The sequence below is a fragment of the Sulfidibacter corallicola genome (genome assembly GCF_017498545.1).
GTDB classification, from domain to species: domain Bacteria; phylum Acidobacteriota; class Holophagae; order Acanthopleuribacterales; family Acanthopleuribacteraceae; genus Sulfidibacter; species Sulfidibacter corallicola.
The window spans coordinates 7,056,370-7,073,633 of record NZ_CP071793.1 but is presented as its reverse complement, the minus strand read 5'-3'; the positions used below and the strand labels follow the sequence as shown (position 1 = coordinate 7,073,633).

Below are 17,264 nucleotides of genomic sequence, written 5' to 3'. Positions count from 1 at the left end.
CTCGTGGCGCGAAACCCCCCACCCCACGACCCTAAGAATAACAGAGAATCGTCAAGATGCGGTGAGACCCGCCGGACAGGGCGTCAGCCCGAGATAGACCTTCTCAGTGATGTGTTTTTGCGTTGTGCCAGGGCATCGACAACAGGGGCCGTGGGTTCCGAAGACCCCGGGTAGACCGGAAAAAAAGCGACGCTCGGTAGCCCGCGCGAAAAAAACAGGGTCTCTCGAGAGGAGCGACAGGGATCGCAGAGGGTTGACCCAAGGCACCATCCCTCCGAATGGGAGGCCATCGAAGCCGAACCGACATTCGGGATGCACGCCGAACACCTGCATCCCACCTTCACTTCACGCGCATGGGTATCCGGGCCGTGAAACCGATTCGGCAAACGCCTGCGAGATCAGCGCGGCTTCTTGAACAAGGTGCACAGGGTTTCCAACTCGGATCGAATCGCGATTTCGAACTCGGGCTGTTTGAAACCCAACCGAATCAGGTCACCGGCCAGTTCGTCCAAAATTTCGCGGTGCTCCTGTTGGAGCTTGCGCAGCAGGCCATCGTCTTCTTCCAACGCCACGCGCAGGGCGCGCGAGCCGGCCAGAACCAGCGACCATCCCTCGTCGGCACCGATACACTGGCGCAAATCGGCCACGATCGCCAGCGCCAGGTGTTCATCCATGACCAGGTGCGCCTCTTCCTCGGCCCGGTCCAAATCGTATTGCGAAAAGGCCTGATCGCGAGCTCCCTGCGCGGCCGCCTGGGCATCGCGGTTCGCGATTTGGGATTCGACACTCTTCAAAAGATCCTCGATGGTTGTCACGTCGTCCTCCTGAAACGCACTGTTCTCCTTTGAGGTGCGGTCGACAGGCTGGTCAATCCCGAGGGGTAAAAAGATGATTCGGGCTGGATCAACCGGTGGCGGGTTTTCGAGCATCTATAAAAACATGTGATATTTGTTCCAATGTACACCAAAAAGTTAATTTAATCACTTCTTTCACCGTGAAAAATATCACCTTCAACATAAATGAAGATGGATAAGTATCATCGTCACCCTGCAAAATCCGGCGTATTTCGCGGACTTGCACGGCCTTGTCGAACCGGTTTCGCGTTTCGGTCGGCCAACCCCGGCGATCGGTCGACGAATCCCCTCTTTCGAGACCGAGAATGTTTCGCCTCCGCCTGACAGGGTACCTGCAATCGGCTAGAATGCCGTGTTAGGTGGTTCGCGTGTAGATACCCGTGAGGCGCGTTTGCGCCTGCCGGCTTTCGTCCTGGACATCCATCGCACGGAGATGCGGTCATCCTCGAGTGATTACAGGGACGGGTGAGCGCTGGAATCGTGCCTGGTGGATTTGCGGCAAGACGTGCTGGCACAGCCATGTACGTGGTCGAGATAGTGGGGATACATGAGGGATTCAAATCGCGATGGCGTCATTCGGAACATCTTGAATCTGGTGGAAGAGCGCCGCAAGGTCGCGCCCAACGAAGAAGGAGGCCACCGGCGCCAGGGTGATCCCGAATTCACGAGAGAGCATTTCGATCCTTTGCCCGAGGTCAGCGCCACTTTTTATGTCAAGACCTCGGAGGGTGCCCGCAACGGGTACGCGGACGATACGATCTACGGCGAGCTGCAAATCGCGTTTGGCAACCTGAACCGCCTGGAGCACGCCTTCAACCTGCTGATCAAGGCCCGCCCGCTGCTGCGTTCCCGTCGGTACCAGGGTGCGCTGGACATCCTGAAAACCACGCCCTCCTACACCCTGGCCATTCACGACCTGCGCCACCGCCCCTCCCCCGAGGAGGACTTGGAACGCATGCGCCACCGCATGGAAACGCAGCATTTCTTTTCGGGTAATTGGCCGTTGTTCGAGGCCTCCTGCACGCGCCTGAACCAGGATATGCTGCGGTTCCACCTGGCCCTGGACAGTCCCGAGGCCGCAGAAGAACACATGGCACCGCTCCTCAAACAGCTCTTGATGCTCTATCGCGATCCCAATGTGGACCTGATTCGGCTCGAGCGGGAGTGGCGCGTCATTCCCACCAGGGCACACGAAGGCGAAAACGACAGCCGGGCCCCGAGCGTTCCCGCCAAGGCCGCCGAAGCACCGCCCAAGCAGGTCGCGACCGCGCCCGAACCGGCAGCGCAGGAGACATCCGAAGAAAATCGAGATGCATGCCCCGACGAACGAGCCTGGGAAGCGGCGATGTCCAACACCAACTGGGCCAAAGAGGCGGAACTGGGCCACAGCGGCGTGTTTCAGCTCAAGCCGGAACGTTCCGTCACGGAATTGGAGAACCTTGATTCCGGAATGAAGAAGGACGCGGATCGAGACCGTGCCACCGACGAACAAGCGGCGACAGGCGATGAGGAAGAACAGGAAGACCCGGCGACCTTGACCCTGAAAATCCCAAACTGGGTGACCGATCGCCAGGACGCGTCGGCAGAAGAGGAAGGGTCACCGGAATCCGAGGCCAAAGAAGAGCCGGCGGAGACACCCCATCACGAGGAAGAGGGCGACGAACACGATCGACCGGGAGCCGATGTCCTCTTGCGCAAATCGGATCGCGACAAGGCCCAAGCCCACAGGCAGGCGCAGGGCTCCGAACCCCCGGTGTTCCTCGACCAGTGGACCGACGAAGATCACGAAGACGAAGAACCGCGCGACACCCCTGCGGACACGTCGAAACCAGCGGAACCGGAGGCTCCCGCCGCCAAAGAACCGCCAGCCGAGGCCGCACCGGCCGAAAGCAGCCCGGGGCCACCGCCAAAGAAATCCTCCACCAGGGTCGATCCCTGGGAAGACACCGTCCGCATGCCGGATTGGCTCCTGGAGGCCCCCGCGGATCCCCCGCCCAAGACCGTTCGCGTCCGTCCCAAGTCCGAACGGGCCTGGAAGCCGCCCGAGAATCCGCCGCCACCGGTTGCGGAACGGGAAGCGGAAGGACGTCGCGCGACACGCGAAGATGCGGACCCGAGTACCGCACGGGCCGAGCGCGTTTCGGATGGAGACTCTCGAACGAACGAGGTCGAGACCGAGGCCCCTGGCGAACAGGCCGATCGCGGGTGGGACACGCGCACCCGACCGTTCGCCGAATCGGGCGCGGCAGACGAGCGACCCCGCACCTGGGACACCCCGACGCGGGCCTTCGATTCCCTGAAACGGGCGGTGCAGGAGCGGCGAACCGAAGATTCCACCGACCGTTCCAAGGAGCCCGAGACCCCTCCGCCCGATTGGGACGTACCAACTCGGTCCCTCGATGGGGCGGAACCCGTCGATCGACCCTGGGATACCCGCACCCGCTCTCTGGACGCGCCCGAGCCCGTCGACGCGGAACACCGCGATTGGGATACACCCACCACCGCCTTTGACGGACCGGACCGGGAAAGCACGCCACGTCCATGGGACACGGCCACGCGCCCGGTCGCCGAGCAACCTTTGGATGAAGCCCACAAAGCGAACGATTCCGCCCAACCGGAGGAGGCTCCGGCGGGAGCGGATCGCGACGCCGGGGTCTCCAAGGATTCCTGGGATTTTCCCACTCGGGTCGTGTCCGAAGAGAAGACCTCGTCCACCCCGAAGGGGCAGGACGGCTCGGAGTGGTTCGCGACACCGGCGCCCGGTGCGCGCGATGCCAAGGCGGATGAAACGGAGGATGGTGCTTCGGAAGAAGGGGCGACGCCGGTGGCGGAAGAGCTCGCCGGCAAGCACGACCAGCCGGAAGAGCCGACCGGGTCCGAAGCGGATGGCAGAGAAGAACGCGACGAGGAGGAATCCTGGTCGGATACGCTCAAGATTCCCAAATGGGTTTTGGGCACACCTCAACCCGATGTGGTTGCTCCTGAGGAGCCCGGTCCCACGAAATCACTCCCGCCGGTGGCCGAGGACGAGCCCGAACGGACAACATCCGAACGCGAAGCCGAGCCGATGCCCGAGGCACAGGCCCGATCGTTTTCGCCGGAATCACCGGTCGCCGAAGCGTTTCCCGCGCCGGCCCAAACCGAAACCACCGATTCGGCCGAATCGGCCCAGGAGCTGCTCCAGGCCTCGGCGATCTACGGGGCCGCACCGGTCAACCCGGACACGGTCGATATTCCCATCGCGGTGGTCGGCATGGCGGGCCGTTATCCCCGCTCACCCGATCTGGAAATGTTCTGGGAGAACCTGAAAGCCGGTCGCGATTGTCTCTCCCCGCTTTCCTCGGAACGCTCCGCCGGCGCGCCGGGCCTACCGCCGGGCAAGTTGCTGTTCGGCGGGTTCCTGGATGAAATCGACACCTTCGACAACGAGCTGTTCAACATTCCGGCCTCGGAAGCCGCGGACATGGATCCTCAGGAGCGTATCTTCCTGGAGACGGTCTGGGCCACGCTGGAAAATGCCGGCTACACGCCGGAGAGCCTGAAGCAGATGGCCGCCAACCCGGGCGGCGGCGACGTCGGCGTGTTTGCCGGTGTGATGTACCACGATTACTTTCTGCTCTCCGGGCAGGCCCTGCTGGAGAACCGGTCGGGAGCGCGTCCGGGAGATACCTGGTCGTTGGCCAACCGGGTGTCGCGGCTGTTCGACTTCACCGGTCCGAGCATGATCACGAACACGGCGGGTTCCTCCTCCCTGCAGGCGGTCCACCTGGCCTGCGAGAGCCTGCAACGCGGTCGCTGCCAGGCGGCGATCGCCGGAGGCGTGAACCTGTTCGTCCATCCGGGCACCTTCATGCGCCAGAACTCGTTCTTTTTCAGCGCGGTCGGACCCAAAACCGGACCGGGCGACGGCGGCGACGGTTTCGCGCCCGGCGAAGGGGTCGGCGCGGTCCTCTTGAAACCCCTGCCCGCCGCCCTGGTGGACGGCGACGCCATCTACGGCGTCATCCTGAGCACGGCCTCCAACCACGACGGCCGCGCCCAGGGCTACGGTCTGCCGAACGCCGAGGTCCAGGCGGCCCTGGTGCGGGAAGCGCTGGACCGCGCCGGCGTCTCGGCCCGCACCATCAGCTACCTCGAGGCCCATGGCGCCGGCACCGTGCTCGGTGACCCGATCGAGATCACCGCCCTGTCGCGCGCGTTCGGCATCGAGGAACAGCAATTCTGCGCGCTGGGTTCGGTCAAATCGAACATCGGCCACCTGGAATCGGCGGCCGGTATCGCGGGCCTCGCCAAGACCCTGCTGCAGATGAAACACCGCACCCTGGCACCGACCCTCCACGCCAATTACCTGAATCCCAACATCCAATTCAAGGAAAGCCCCTTCTTCGTGCAACGGGAACGCGTCGCCTGGCAACGCCCGCAAGTGGGCGACGCACCGATTCCACTCCGCGCCGGCGTCAGTGCCTTCGGCGAGGGCGGCACCAATGTCCACGTGATCCTCGAAGGCCCCCCGGAAGGGCTCAAGCTCCCACCGCGCAAGGGCCCCCAGATCATCGCGCTTTCAGCCCACACCCCCGAAACCCTGCGCGAGATGGTGGAGAACATGCGCCGCTTCGTGCTGCGTCGGATGGTGCGCACCTGGGAGGGCGCACCGCTGGACCTGGCCAATTTGGCCTTCACGCTCCAGGTCGGGCGCATGGCGATGGCCACCCGCTTCGCGACCGTGGTCGGCTCGCTGGCCGAATTGGAGGAAAAGCTGCGCCTCTTCCTGCAAAACCCGCCGGAGCCCCGCCACGAGGAAGACGGCGACAATCCGCAATACCTGGACGATCCCGACCTGGCCTCGCGTTTCAGCGAAGATTTCCACCCCATGTCCATGTTCCGCTCCGGCCAGCTCCAGCGCCTGGCCGATCTCTGGTGTGACGGGGTCGACATTCCCTGGCACAGCTTCTACCGCCACGGCGAACGCCGCCGCATTCACCTGCCGACCTATCCTTTTTCGCGCCGCCGCTTCTGGTACCAGCCGCCCAGCGATCAGCCCGTCGAGACACCCGCCGGTACCGACACCGAGCCGACCGACACCGAAGTGGTCAGTCAGGAACTCGGTTTCTTCACCAAGGCTTTGGTACCCGCGCCCACCGGCCGGGAATTCTCGGGCATGAGCCTGAAAGGTCGCTTCCTGCTCCATACCCAAAACGGCATCCCCGAATCGGTCATGTCGGACCTGATGGGGCTGCCCGACGTGACCTGGACCGTGGTCCGCAAGCGGGTGTCCGGCGAAGAACGCAACCCCAACGCGACCTACCTGGATTTCTACGACGCCGATACCCTTCAACCGAACCTGGAGAACCTGAACGATTTGCAGGGCATCATCGACGTGAGTGACCTGCAGAACGACGGCAACCCCGCCATTCCCTGGGGCAAAATCAAATTTTGGCGCGAACTGCTGCGCCGCATCGGACCGCGTGCCTTCTGCCTGATCCATTTGACCAACGGCCGCAACGCCATCACCCGCGCCGAGGCGTCGCAGGCCCATTTCACCTCCGGCCCCTCGATCACCGCGGGGTTCGTACGCATGCTGGCCCAGGAGGAACGCCACCTGAAGGCCACCACCGTCGATGTGGACCGGCTCGATGACCTGGTGGCCGTGCTGCGCCGCGAAATCGGCACGGCCAACGCGGACAGCGAGATCTGCTACGCGGGTCAACTGCGCCTCAAACCGCGATTCCTGGCGCGCCAAGAGCCCACCGCCGAAGCGATCAAGCTCGATCCGGACAAGGCCTACGTGATCAGCGGCGGTACCGGTGCGCTGGGATTCGCCTTGGCCGATCACCTCGTGGCCCGTGGCGCGCGGCGCCTGGTCCTGATGGGAATCCATCCCCTGCCACCCCGCGATTTCTGGCAGAACCTGGCGGAGCGCGGCGAGGAGCCCTCGCGCACCAAGATTCGCAAACTGATGGACTTCGAAGCACGCGGCATCAAGATCAAGACCTACACCGGGCCACTCCACGAATTCGATCGGCTGCGCCTGTTCTTCCACCAGGTTCGCAAGGACCTGGGCGAGTTGGACGGCGTGTTCCACAACGCCGGCCCGCGCGAGCGCATGGCTCCCTTCCGCGAGAAGGAGATCGCCGAATTGCGCGAAGCGGTGGAGCCGCGCGTCACCGGGCTGCTGGCGCTGCGCCAGATCCTCGACGAGGAACCGTTCCGTCGCCAGGTACCGCGATTCTTCATCAGTTTCGGGAGTGCCTCCCTGGCCGCACCGGACCTGGCCTCGGGCTGGTCCGGGCTGTTCGCGGCCGATCTGTTCCTCGACGATTTCGCCGCTTGGCAGCAACAAATTCGGAACGGTCACGACCAGGGCGGCATTCGTTTTCAGCACGTCGGCTGGGGTTGTTGGGACCTGAACCCCGCGGCCGTGCAACAGGTGGCCGTCAAGCGCGCCCTCGGCCCGATGCCCACGGGCAAGGCCGTGGCCGCCCTCGACCAGATTCTCGGCGAAGGTTGCACCAGCCTGCTCGCGCTGGCCCCGACGCGCCAGTTCCGCGAGGCGGTGGAATCCGAATCCGGTCGCTGGGTGAGCATGCAGACCCGCCACATGACCACCAAGATCGCCAAGCTGGTCGCGTGCCTCGACGACGGCGGCAAGGCGACCGCATCCGCCGAATCCCTCCTCGAAATCACCGGCCAGGTGGAGCGCTTCGCGGTGCGGCTGCTCTTCGAGGCGTTGGTTGCGATGGGCGCCCCGATGCGGCGTGGCCAACGCATCACGGCCGACGACCTTGCCCACACCTTGGGGATTCCCCGCCAGCGGCTGAGCCTGCTCCAAGACTGGCTGGAAGTGTTGCAGGACGCGGGATTGCTGAATCCCAAGGGCAAGGCCTTCGAAGTACCCGATCAGGCCGAGACCATGCTGCTCCTGCTCCCCACGGTCGAATCGCTGCTGCGCGAACATCCCGATCAGGCGCCGCACCTCGAAGCGTTGAGGAACGCGGCCGAGGGCCTGCCGTCCATGCTCAAGACGGAACCGGTGCGCACCCACGCCACCCTATCCTGGTTCGGTGGCCGGGACACGGTGCTCCCCGCCGATGCCCGCGATCACGGCGACCTGGCCGACCTGCTCCACGACCAACTGGAAGGCGTGCTGAAGCGCTTGATCGCCTCGATGGATGCGGCGGACGAAAAGCTGCGCGTCCTGGAGATCGGCGCACGCACGACCACCCGCGCCGTTCAGTTGCTCGACGGTCTGCGTGAACACAGCGACCGCCTGACCTACCACTGGACGCGGGCCTCTTCGCGTGAAGTACGGCAGGCGGCCGACCTGCTGAGCGATCAATACTCCTTCGTGCGTTTCGCGGTGCTGGACCTGGCCGTGGACCCCGCCAAGCAAGGACTGGAACCGGGCTCCTTCGACCTGATCCTGGCCCGCCACGAACTGCACGGATTCCGCGACCTGGCGGCGACCCTGCAGCGCATCAAACACCTGCTGAAACGCGACGGCATGCTGCTCTTCCAAGAGGAAACCCGCCTGCGGCCCAGCCACCGGGTGCTGCAGAGCCTGGCCGGTCGCGACAGCCAGGCCCATCAGGACAACCTGCGCCTGCCCCACGCCTCGCTGCTCAACGTTTCGCGCTGGCGAGCCCTGCTGGAGGCCTGCGGCTTTCACCACATCGCCTCGTCGACCCTGGCCGGCAACGGTAGCGAATCGGGCAAGGCACAGGGCGAGACCGCGGCCGCCGCACAGCCAGGCCCGACCGAATACGCCGTGTTCAGCGGCTTCAGTGATGGCGCCTACTGGTGCGATCCCTCCGGTTTCGCGAGTCAGGCCCACGTTCGCGACGGCGGCAAGACCGAGACCACGCTCGAGGTTTCGGAAGACGAAATCGACACCGTGTCCGATGAACCGCGGGTATTCTTCTTCTCGCCGTTCTGGCAGAGTCAACCCCTGGCGCACAAAACCATCAAACACCTGGGCCCCTTGCTGGTTATGGATCACCAGGACGAGCAGACCACGGCCCTGCGCAAGGAGTACCCGGAATCGGTGTTCCTGGTGCGCACCGGGCCTTCGTTCCGCCGTCTCTCGGACTTCGTCTATCGCATCAATCCGGGCCGCGAGGAAGACTATCACCGCCTGATTCACGAGCTGGGCGAACGCGGCATCGTACCCGGTGCGGTGCTGCACTTCTGGCATTTCCGCATGGAAGACGGCGAGCGCCAGATCTTCCACCACCCCGTTCAGGGCGAGCCCTACCTGCAGACCCAGATGGAGAGCGGCCTCTACTCGGTGTTCAATTTCTGCCGGGCCTGGATACGCGTGCTGGGCAACCGCCGGCTGCGGTTTCTCTACATTCAGGGCGGCTCCCAAGCGCGACCCCAGCACGAAATGCTGCTCGGCTTCATGCGCAGCATCTCGCACGAGTATCCCAATTTGAGTTTCAAGCTGGTTCAGCGTCGCGGCATCCTGTCCCACAACCTGAGCTGGATTCCCAACCTGCTGCACGAGCTGGGCGATGCCGGCGCCGAACCGATTCAGGTCCGTTTCTCGGACGGCCGCCGGCAGGCGCTGTTGCTGCAGGAAGTGGAGCCGCCCGGTGCCGATGTGGCCCGCGAGTACCCGCGCAAGGGCGGCACCTACCTGGTCACCGGTGCGTTGGGTGCACTGGGCTATCCGATCGCCGCGTTCCTGGCTGCCAAATACCGGGCCCGACTGGTGTTGACGGGTCGAAAGCCGATGAACGAGCTGATCGAAGAACGAATCGCCTCGTTGCAGATCGCCGGTGCCGAGGTCCTTTATCATCCGGCCGATTTGAGCAAGGCCGCCGAGGTGGAGGCCCTCGTCGCCTCGGCCCGCGAACAGTTCGGTCCCATCCAAGGCATCGTGCATGCGGCTTCCTGCATGGAATCCAAACCCTTCGCGGATCTCATGGTCAAGGACGTTCAGAAGGTCCTCGCGCCCAAGCTGCACGGCGCGCTGCACCTGGACCTGTTCACCCGTGAAGATCCATTGGATTTCTTCCTGTTGATTTCCTCGGCGGCGGCCTGGTTCGGCGCCGCACAACTGGCCGCATTCGCCGGCGCCAACACCTTCCTCGATGCCTTCGCCGCCTTTCGCAACGGCCTCGGCGGCGAACGCCCCGGTCGCACGGTTTCGCTGTGCTGGCCGCTTTGGGGCGAACTCACGCCGGAAGCGGTTTCCGCCGAAGTACCCGACCCCAGCTTGCCCGAGGCGGTGGGTCAGGCGATTTTCGAAGACTGCCTGGCGTTGCGTCGTTCGCGGGTCCTGGCGCTCTACGGCAACCCGAGTCTGGTGCGCGGGTTCGCTCGTTTCGAAAGCGAGAACGGCGACGACATGGCCCTGCCGGACAGCATCAAACCCGGTGATCTGGCTACGTTCCTTCGCCACCTGATCGGCGAGGAAGATCGCGAGAACGCCAAATCCAAATCCGGCCTCGCAACCCTGGATCGGCGCACCGAACAGAGCATGCGCAACAATCTGGCGGAAGATCTCAACACCACCCTGCGCGACCTCTTGCGCGAACACCGCACCGTCAAGGAAGTGACGGATTTCATCGAATCCAACGAAAAGGGCTTCCTGAAGCGGCTGCTGCAATCGCATCAAAAGCCCGAGCCCGCCCCTGCCGAGCCGAGTGAAGCGACCGAGGCCCCGGTAGAAGCGGCGCCGGTCACGGGCATCGCGATCATCGGCCTCAGCGCCAACTATCCCGACGCACCCAACCTGGACCGGTTCTGGTCCAACCTTTCCAAGGGCGATTCGGCCATCGCCACGATTCCCGCCGATCGATGGGACCACCACAAGCTGGAGCGCGAGCAGCGCGTCACCTGCCATTGGGGTGGTTTCCTGGATCGCGTTCACCATTTCGATCACGAGCTGTTCGGCATCGAACGCGCCGAGGCGGAACGCATGGACGTGGGCGAACGCCTGTTGCTCCAGGCCTCCTGGGCGCTGTTGGAAGATGCGGGATACACCCGCAACACCCTGGACGGATTCAAGCGCGAGATCGGGGTGTTCGTGGCCGGGACCCACGATCCCCATCCGGACGAAACCGGCTTCGGCCATTCGCTGTGGTTGATCGCCGACCGCATCAGCAGTTATTTCGATTTGCACGGACCCAGCATGCCGGTGGACACGGGTTCCTCCTCGTCGCTGACCGCCCTCCATCTGGCCAAGGAAAGCCTGCGTCGCGGCGAGTGTCGCGCCGCGATCGTGGCCGGCATCAACCTCTACCTGCACCCCGAGCGGTACCGTGGCCTGAGCGCGCTCGGCCTGCTCTCGCAAGACGGCAAGACCCACAGCTTCTGCATGGGCGGCAAGGGCTTCGTGCCCGGGGAAGGCGTCGGCGCCTTGTTGCTGAAACCGGCGGCCGAAGCACTCGAGGACGGCGATCACATCTACGCCATCATCAAGGGCACGTCCGTCAGTCATCGCGGGCGCGGCGGCACCTACATCACGCCCAGCCTGGAAGCACAGGCGGAAGTCGTCGGCAAAGTGTTGGAACAGGCCAAGGTCGAACCCACCACCATCAGCAGCATCGAGGCCCAAGGGTTCGGCGCCCATCTCGGCGATGCCGTCGAAGTGGCCGGACTGGCCCGGGCTTTCGGTCACCGTCGCGGTGAGTCGCAATATTGCGCCCTCAGTTCACTGAAGCCGAACATCGGTCACCTGGAGGCGGCCTCGGGCATTGCCGCCCTGACCAAAATGGCGCTTCAGCTCCACCGCGAGCGCCTGCTTCCCAACCGATCGGAAGGTGTGCCCAATCCCGAACTGGATCTCCGCCACACGCCGTTCTACATCCAGACGGAGCCACAACACTGGCCGCAACTGGCCGTCGGCGGCGCCGCCCAACCACGACGCGGCCTGGTGACCGCGGCAGGCGCCGGCGGGGCCAACGCCTGCGCCGTGCTGGAAGAGTACCCGGGCGGCAAGATTTCGGTTCCCGAGGACACCAGTCGTCAGGGCAACGCCCAGTTGATCCTGTTGTCGGCGCGCACGCCGGAGCAATTGCGACTGCGGGCCGATCGGTTGGTGACCTTTCTGGAGGACCGCGATCGGCAATCCCTGCCGCGATTGCAGGATATCGCGCACACGCTTCAAGTGGGTCGCGAACACTTCGAACACCGCCTAGCTCTCCTGATCGATACGACCCAGCACCTGGTCACCCAACTGACCGCCTTCCTGAAAGATCGCGAAAACCAGGTTCAAGTGGGTCAACGTGGCGGCGAACGCGTCTTCGGGCTCTCGATGCAGGACCGCGCCTACCTGAAAGGCCTGGCAGATGGCGGCCATCTCGGTCAGTTGGCCGCGCTCTGGCTGCAGGGAGCCGAGGTGGATTGGCGCATCCTGCAAAGCCCCGGTCGCCTGGTTTCGCTGCCGACCTATCCGTTCCACGGCGAGGAGATCGTTCAGGTGAGCGACGAGGTCCACGCCGAAACCAAGTTGACGCCCTCCCTGGGTCACGGTCCCACGCGCAGGGACCTGACCAAGGTGGACACCCTGTACCGCATGCTGGAAACGCTCGCGGAGGGACGAACCGGCCCCCACGCGGTCGACAGCCTCAACCTGTTCCAGGAAAAGACCGAGGAACCCGGAACCACGACCTGATTCGCCCTGCATTTTTGCTTGACCCGTCTACAGCTTCACAGTTCATGCTGCATGAAGATGCTGCCCGAGCGCGCATCGAACCAGAACGAACAAGGAGCGGACATGAACCAAACACATCGAGGACAACGACACCGCTACACATTCGAGCACGAGGCGAAAGGTTCGGCCCAAGCCGTCTTTCCCCTGCTCTGTCCGGTGCGTGAACGGGATTGGGTGCCCGGTTGGGAAGCGGACATCGTCTACAGCGAATCGGGTGTGGCGGAGGCGGGATGCGTATTTCGCGTCCACAAGCACGGCCAGCCCACGACCTGGATGGTCACCCGATACGAACCGGACACCTACCGCATCCAGTTCGCCGTTTTTCACGGCGACAGTCACCTGGAACAGTTGGATGTCCACCTGACCCCAGCCGGAAACGATCGTTGCCGGGTCCATTGGGGGCGAACCTTCACCACCCTGAACCCACAGGGCGAGGCGGCCATGAAGGCCTACGACGAAGCAACCTTTCGCAAACACATGAGCGACCTGGCCGGGCATCTCGACGGCTACCTGCGCAGCGGCGTGGATATCGACTGATCATGGAAGGGCTTGGAACCACCTACACGGTGAGCGTGCTGGCACGCAAGTTCGGCCTGTCGCGAACGACCCTGCTGTACTACGACAAGATCGGCCTGTTGCGACCGTCGCGACGCCAGGAGAACGGCTACCGTGCCTACGACGCCGGCGATGCCGCCCGGTTGGCCCAAATCTGCGCCTACCGGCGCTACGGCCTGAACCTGGCGGACATCGGCCGGATCCTGGATCACCGCGGCAGCGATGCCAAACAGGTGCTGGCCCGGCGATTCGAAGAACTGGGCGTCCAGATCCAGGAGTTGCGCGAGCAACAGCGACAGATCCTGAGCCTGATGGGTTCCGAGCACCTGGAACGCACCGACCTGGTGATGAGCAAGGCCGATTGGACGGCCCTGATGCGGGCGGCGGGATTCAGCGATGCGGACATGTTCGCCTGGCATGTCCGGTTCGAGCACCAGGCCCCGGAACAACACCTGAAATTCCTCAAATTCCTGTGCATCCCCGACGAAGAGATCCACCAAATCAGGGCTTGGTCCGCCGCGGGCGCGAAACCCGATGGATAGAAAGCCGGCCGGTCAACGCCGATCCAACCAGGGCGCTTGGGGAAGCGCGATGGTTCCGTCCCGAATGGGCGCGGGTCGTCACTTCCCTTTGAGGCTCTCCAGCATGACCGACACCTCGGTCGTCGGTGCCTTGCACGCGAAGTTGCGGCACACGTAGACGGTGGCGGCATTGCCGATCGTTTTCTGAAACTTGGTGTAGGGTGCGATCTCGGTGATGGGATCGTCCTTCATGGGTCGGAACACGACCACCTTGTGGGGGATGAAATCGGTGTAGAGGGCTTTTTTGAGCGCCTTCAAATCACCGGCCCCGGCGGACCCGACCAACACGACCTCGAACGAGGGGCCGCGCATGAATTCGTGGGCCATCAACAGGAACGTCGATCCCTGCGGCGGGTTGCCGCTTCCCGCGAAGTGGTTCAGCAGATCCTCGACCCGCTTTTCCCAGGCGGAATCTCCCGTCATGCGGCCGAGGCGCGCCATGTTCCAGGCGGCCACCGAATTGCCCGAGGGAATCGCACCGTCGTAGAAGGTCTTGGGTCGAACCAATAGCGCCTCCGCGTGGACCGCGGTCAGGTAGAAGCCACCCGCTTCGTCGGAGAACAACTCGATCGTTTTGTGACTCAAATCCATCGCCGCCTTCAGATAGCGCGTTTCGAACGAGGCTTCGTACAGCTCGATCAAGCCCCAGGCGAGGAAGACGTAGTCGTCCAATTGGCCATCCAGTCCGGCCGTGCCCGCACGGTACCGCTTCAGCAACAGGCCGTCGGTGGTTCGCAGCTCGGACAAGAGGAAATCGGCGCAGTCGCGGGCCGTCTTCAAATAGGAGGGCTCCTCCAGGACTGCCGCACCGCGTGCGAAGGCCGCCATCATCAACCCGTTCCAATCGGTCAGGATCTTGTCGTCCTTCAGGGGCCGGATCCGCGCGTCGCGTTGTTTCAACAGCGCGGTGCGCGCCCGTTCCAAGCGCTCGCGCACGACTTGGACGGTCAAGCCGTGTTTTTTGGCGAGCTCCTCATCACGCTTCACGCGGTGGAGAATGTTGGTGCCGGTCACCGTGACACCGGTGCCGGTCTTCTCGACGTAATTGCCCGAATCCGTCACCCCGAAGGCGGCCCGCACCAACTCGGCGCTCTCCTTGTCCAGGGCACGGTCGATTTCGGCCTTGGTCCAGAAGTAGAACTTGCCTTCTTCGCCCTCGCTTTCGGCGTCCTCGGCCGAGTAGAACCCCCCCTCGGGTGAGCGCATGTCGCGGCGCACATACTCGAAAACGTGACGGGCCGTCTCCTCGAAGAGCGGATTGCGGGTGGCCTGAAAGGCTTCCAGATAGGCCAGGGCCAGCAGTGCCTGGTCGTAGAGCATCTTTTCGAAATGAGGTACCAGCCATTCGCGGTCGGTGGCATAGCGGTGGAAGCCGTAGCCCAAATGGTCGAAGATGCCGCCGTGCCGCATGGCGATCAGGGTCTTCTCCACCATTTTCAGCGCCTCGGCGTCGCCGGTCCGTTTCCAGTGTCGCAGCAGCAACATCAGGTTGTGCGGTGTCGGGAACTTGGGTGCACTGCCGAACCCACCGAATTCGGCGTCGAAACTCCCGGCGAGCGATTGGTAGGCGGCTGCGACGGCGTCGTCCTTGAAGGTGCCCTTTTCACCGGAGCCCATGTGGCGACGCAACATGTCGGTGACCTGATCGGCCATCAAGACGACCTGGACTTTTTGGTTCTGCCAGGCATCGTGAAGTTTCGGCAGGAGCTCCATCATGCCCGGCCGGCCAAGGCGGGCCGTCTTGGGAAAATAGGTTCCCGCGAAAAAGGGCTTTTTGTCCGGGGTCAGCACCACCGTGAGCGGCCATCCCCCCTGCCCGGTCATGGCCTGACAGACGGTCATGTAGATCTTGTCGATGTCGGGTCGTTCTTCGCGATCCACCTTGACCGGCACGAAGTGCTCGTTCAGGATTTTGGCGACCTCGGCATCTTCGAACGATTCCCGCTCCATGACGTGGCACCAGTGGCAGGTCGCGTACCCGATCGACAGAAAGACCGGTTTGTTTTCACGTTTGGCCTTTTCGAACGCCTCGGGGCCCCAGGGGAACCAATCGACGGGATTGGCGGCGTGCTGCTGGAGATAGGGACTCTGTTCGAAAACCAGTCGGTTCCAGCGAGGACCGCCGTCGGGCGGGAGTTTCTTCAACTCTTCGGGTTTGGGAAGGGGCGGGCGTTCGCCGTGATGGGACGACTGGGCGATCAGCGGGCCGACGGCCAGGGTCGCGAGAATCGCCACACCGGCCAGCAGCTTGGTGGGGAAGATGGACATGGATGCACTCCGGGTGGATGGGACCTGCGACCAACCTAACACGTGCGGCGACCTCGCACAACCGGCCCCGGCCGGCCGAGAGAGTCGTGCGTCCCCGGAAGCTGATCCACCGGGAGAACCCGATGGCGGCACCGGCCTATCAGGCGAGCTGTGGGCGAGAGGGGGCGATGAAAATGAGGAAATCGTCCCCTTCGATCTGGTAATCCTCCGGTGGGTTGGAAAGCACCGTGCCCTCTCCGCCGCGCTGTACGCCCAGCAGGATGGAGCTGTGTCGCTTCTTCATCTCCACCATGATGTCGACGAAGGCCTTGCCCACCATCGAACCCGGCACCTTCAACTTGAACAATTCGTTGCCCATGTTGTAGCGCAGCAATTCGCAGATGACATTGCTGATGCCGTGATTCAACGCCGACCGCGCGATCAGGCTGCTGTTCAGTTCGCTCTGCACGATGATCTCGTTGGCGTTGGCCCGTTCGCAGTGGCGCACGTTGCGCTCGTCCGACAGCTCGACGATGGTGTAGACGTCCGGATTGAGGTCTTCCACGGTCAGGGTGGTCAACACCGCCTTGGCGTCGCGGGCCGATTCGTCCAGGCGATCCTCGCCCAGGATGATCACGGTCTCCGCTTCCCGCAGATTCGCGCGCTCGAAGTTTTCCTCGGTGGTGTCGCCGCGAACCAGAAACACATGGTCGTCATCCACCGGCTTGGCATCCAGGTTGGCGACGACCACGATCGGCGATTCGGCGTTCAGGGGATCTTCCCGCAACTCGGAAAGAATGAACTCGGCGCGTTGGTTCCAACCGCAAATGATGATGTGTCTTGAATAATCGTAGGAGCCCATACCGCGATCTTCCTTTATGCGTTTTTCAACCAAAAAACCGGCGAGCGTCGCGCTCAACGTGCCCAAGACGCCGATCCCGAACAACATCAGGAATACCGCGATCAGGCGGCCGCCGAGGGTGGCCGGGGAGATGTCGCCGTAACCGACGGTCGTCAGGGTGACGACGCTCCACCAAAGCCCGTCCAGAAAGCTGACATCGGTTTCCAGTTGGGAGATGGCTGCGGCGCTGATCAGCAACAACACGCCCACGACCATCAGGACACGGTGGAAATTCTCTTGGATACAAAAGGTGAGGAACCGCTCGAGTAGAGATTTGACTTTCATGTTCTTCCCATCGCGAGAGAAAAAGCGGGCGAGAACCACCGAGAAGGCCCGACCCTCCCCTCTGGAATTTCCGATCCAATCCGGTCGAGCCATTTCGGCCGTGGGAAACGACGAACGGCCCCGCACGCAAAGCGCCGAAGCTCACCGATGTCCCCATGGATCTTCCAGTCAAGGATTTCAGG

6 protein-coding genes are annotated in these 17,264 nt (G+C 63.5%); 3 read left to right on the top strand and 3 right to left on the bottom strand.

Going from position 1 to position 17,264, the window contains the following annotated elements:
* Positions 1-398: 398 nt before the first annotated feature.
* Positions 399-815: a hypothetical protein gene (locus tag J3U87_RS21980; protein ID WP_237377926.1), complete on the bottom strand. Its 417-nt coding sequence runs from the start codon at positions 813-815 to the stop codon at positions 399-401.
* Between the two features lie 586 nt (positions 816-1,401).
* Here J3U87_RS21980 and J3U87_RS21975 point away from each other — a divergent pair.
* The 3 genes from J3U87_RS21975 to J3U87_RS21965 all read left to right on the top strand — a co-directional run bounded on the left by J3U87_RS21975 (position 1,402) and on the right by J3U87_RS21965 (position 13,610).
* Positions 1,402-12,474, top strand: coding sequence for an SDR family NAD(P)-dependent oxidoreductase (locus tag J3U87_RS21975; protein WP_237377925.1), 11,073 nt, complete (start codon positions 1,402-1,404; stop codon positions 12,472-12,474).
* 102 nt (positions 12,475-12,576) lie between these two features.
* Positions 12,577-13,050, top strand: coding sequence for an SRPBCC family protein (locus J3U87_RS21970; RefSeq protein WP_237377924.1), 474 nt, complete (start codon positions 12,577-12,579; stop codon positions 13,048-13,050).
* A 2-nt stretch (positions 13,051-13,052) separates the two neighbouring features.
* Complete coding sequence (locus J3U87_RS21965) at positions 13,053-13,610, top strand: MerR family transcriptional regulator (RefSeq protein ID WP_237377923.1); 558 nt, start codon at positions 13,053-13,055, stop codon at positions 13,608-13,610.
* Positions 13,611-13,688: 78 nt separating this feature from the next.
* Here J3U87_RS21965 and J3U87_RS21960 read toward each other — a convergent pair whose 3' ends face one another.
* Together J3U87_RS21960 and J3U87_RS21955 are read right to left on the bottom strand one after the other, a co-directional pair.
* On the bottom strand, positions 13,689-15,917 hold the full coding sequence (locus J3U87_RS21960) for a thioredoxin domain-containing protein (RefSeq protein WP_237377922.1): 2,229 nt from the start codon (positions 15,915-15,917) through the stop codon (positions 13,689-13,691).
* Positions 15,918-16,056: 139 nt separating this feature from the next.
* Positions 16,057-17,082, bottom strand: coding sequence for a potassium channel family protein (locus J3U87_RS21955; RefSeq protein ID WP_237377921.1), 1,026 nt, complete (start codon positions 17,080-17,082; stop codon positions 16,057-16,059).
* Between the last annotated feature and the right edge of the window lie 182 nt (positions 17,083-17,264).

Coding starts and splice junctions, on each gene's coding strand:
- J3U87_RS21975 (WP_237377925.1), top strand. CDS start 1,402: ATGAGGGATTCAAATCGCGATGGCGTCATTCGGAACATCTTGAATCTG.
- J3U87_RS21970 (WP_237377924.1), top strand. CDS start 12,577: ATGAACCAAACACATCGAGGACAACGACACCGCTACACATTCGAGCAC.
- J3U87_RS21965 (WP_237377923.1), top strand. CDS start 13,053: ATGGAAGGGCTTGGAACCACCTACACGGTGAGCGTGCTGGCACGCAAG.
- J3U87_RS21960 (WP_237377922.1), bottom strand. CDS start 15,917: ATGTCCATCTTCCCCACCAAGCTGCTGGCCGGTGTGGCGATTCTCGCG.
- J3U87_RS21955 (WP_237377921.1), bottom strand. CDS start 17,082: ATGAAAGTCAAATCTCTACTCGAGCGGTTCCTCACCTTTTGTATCCAA.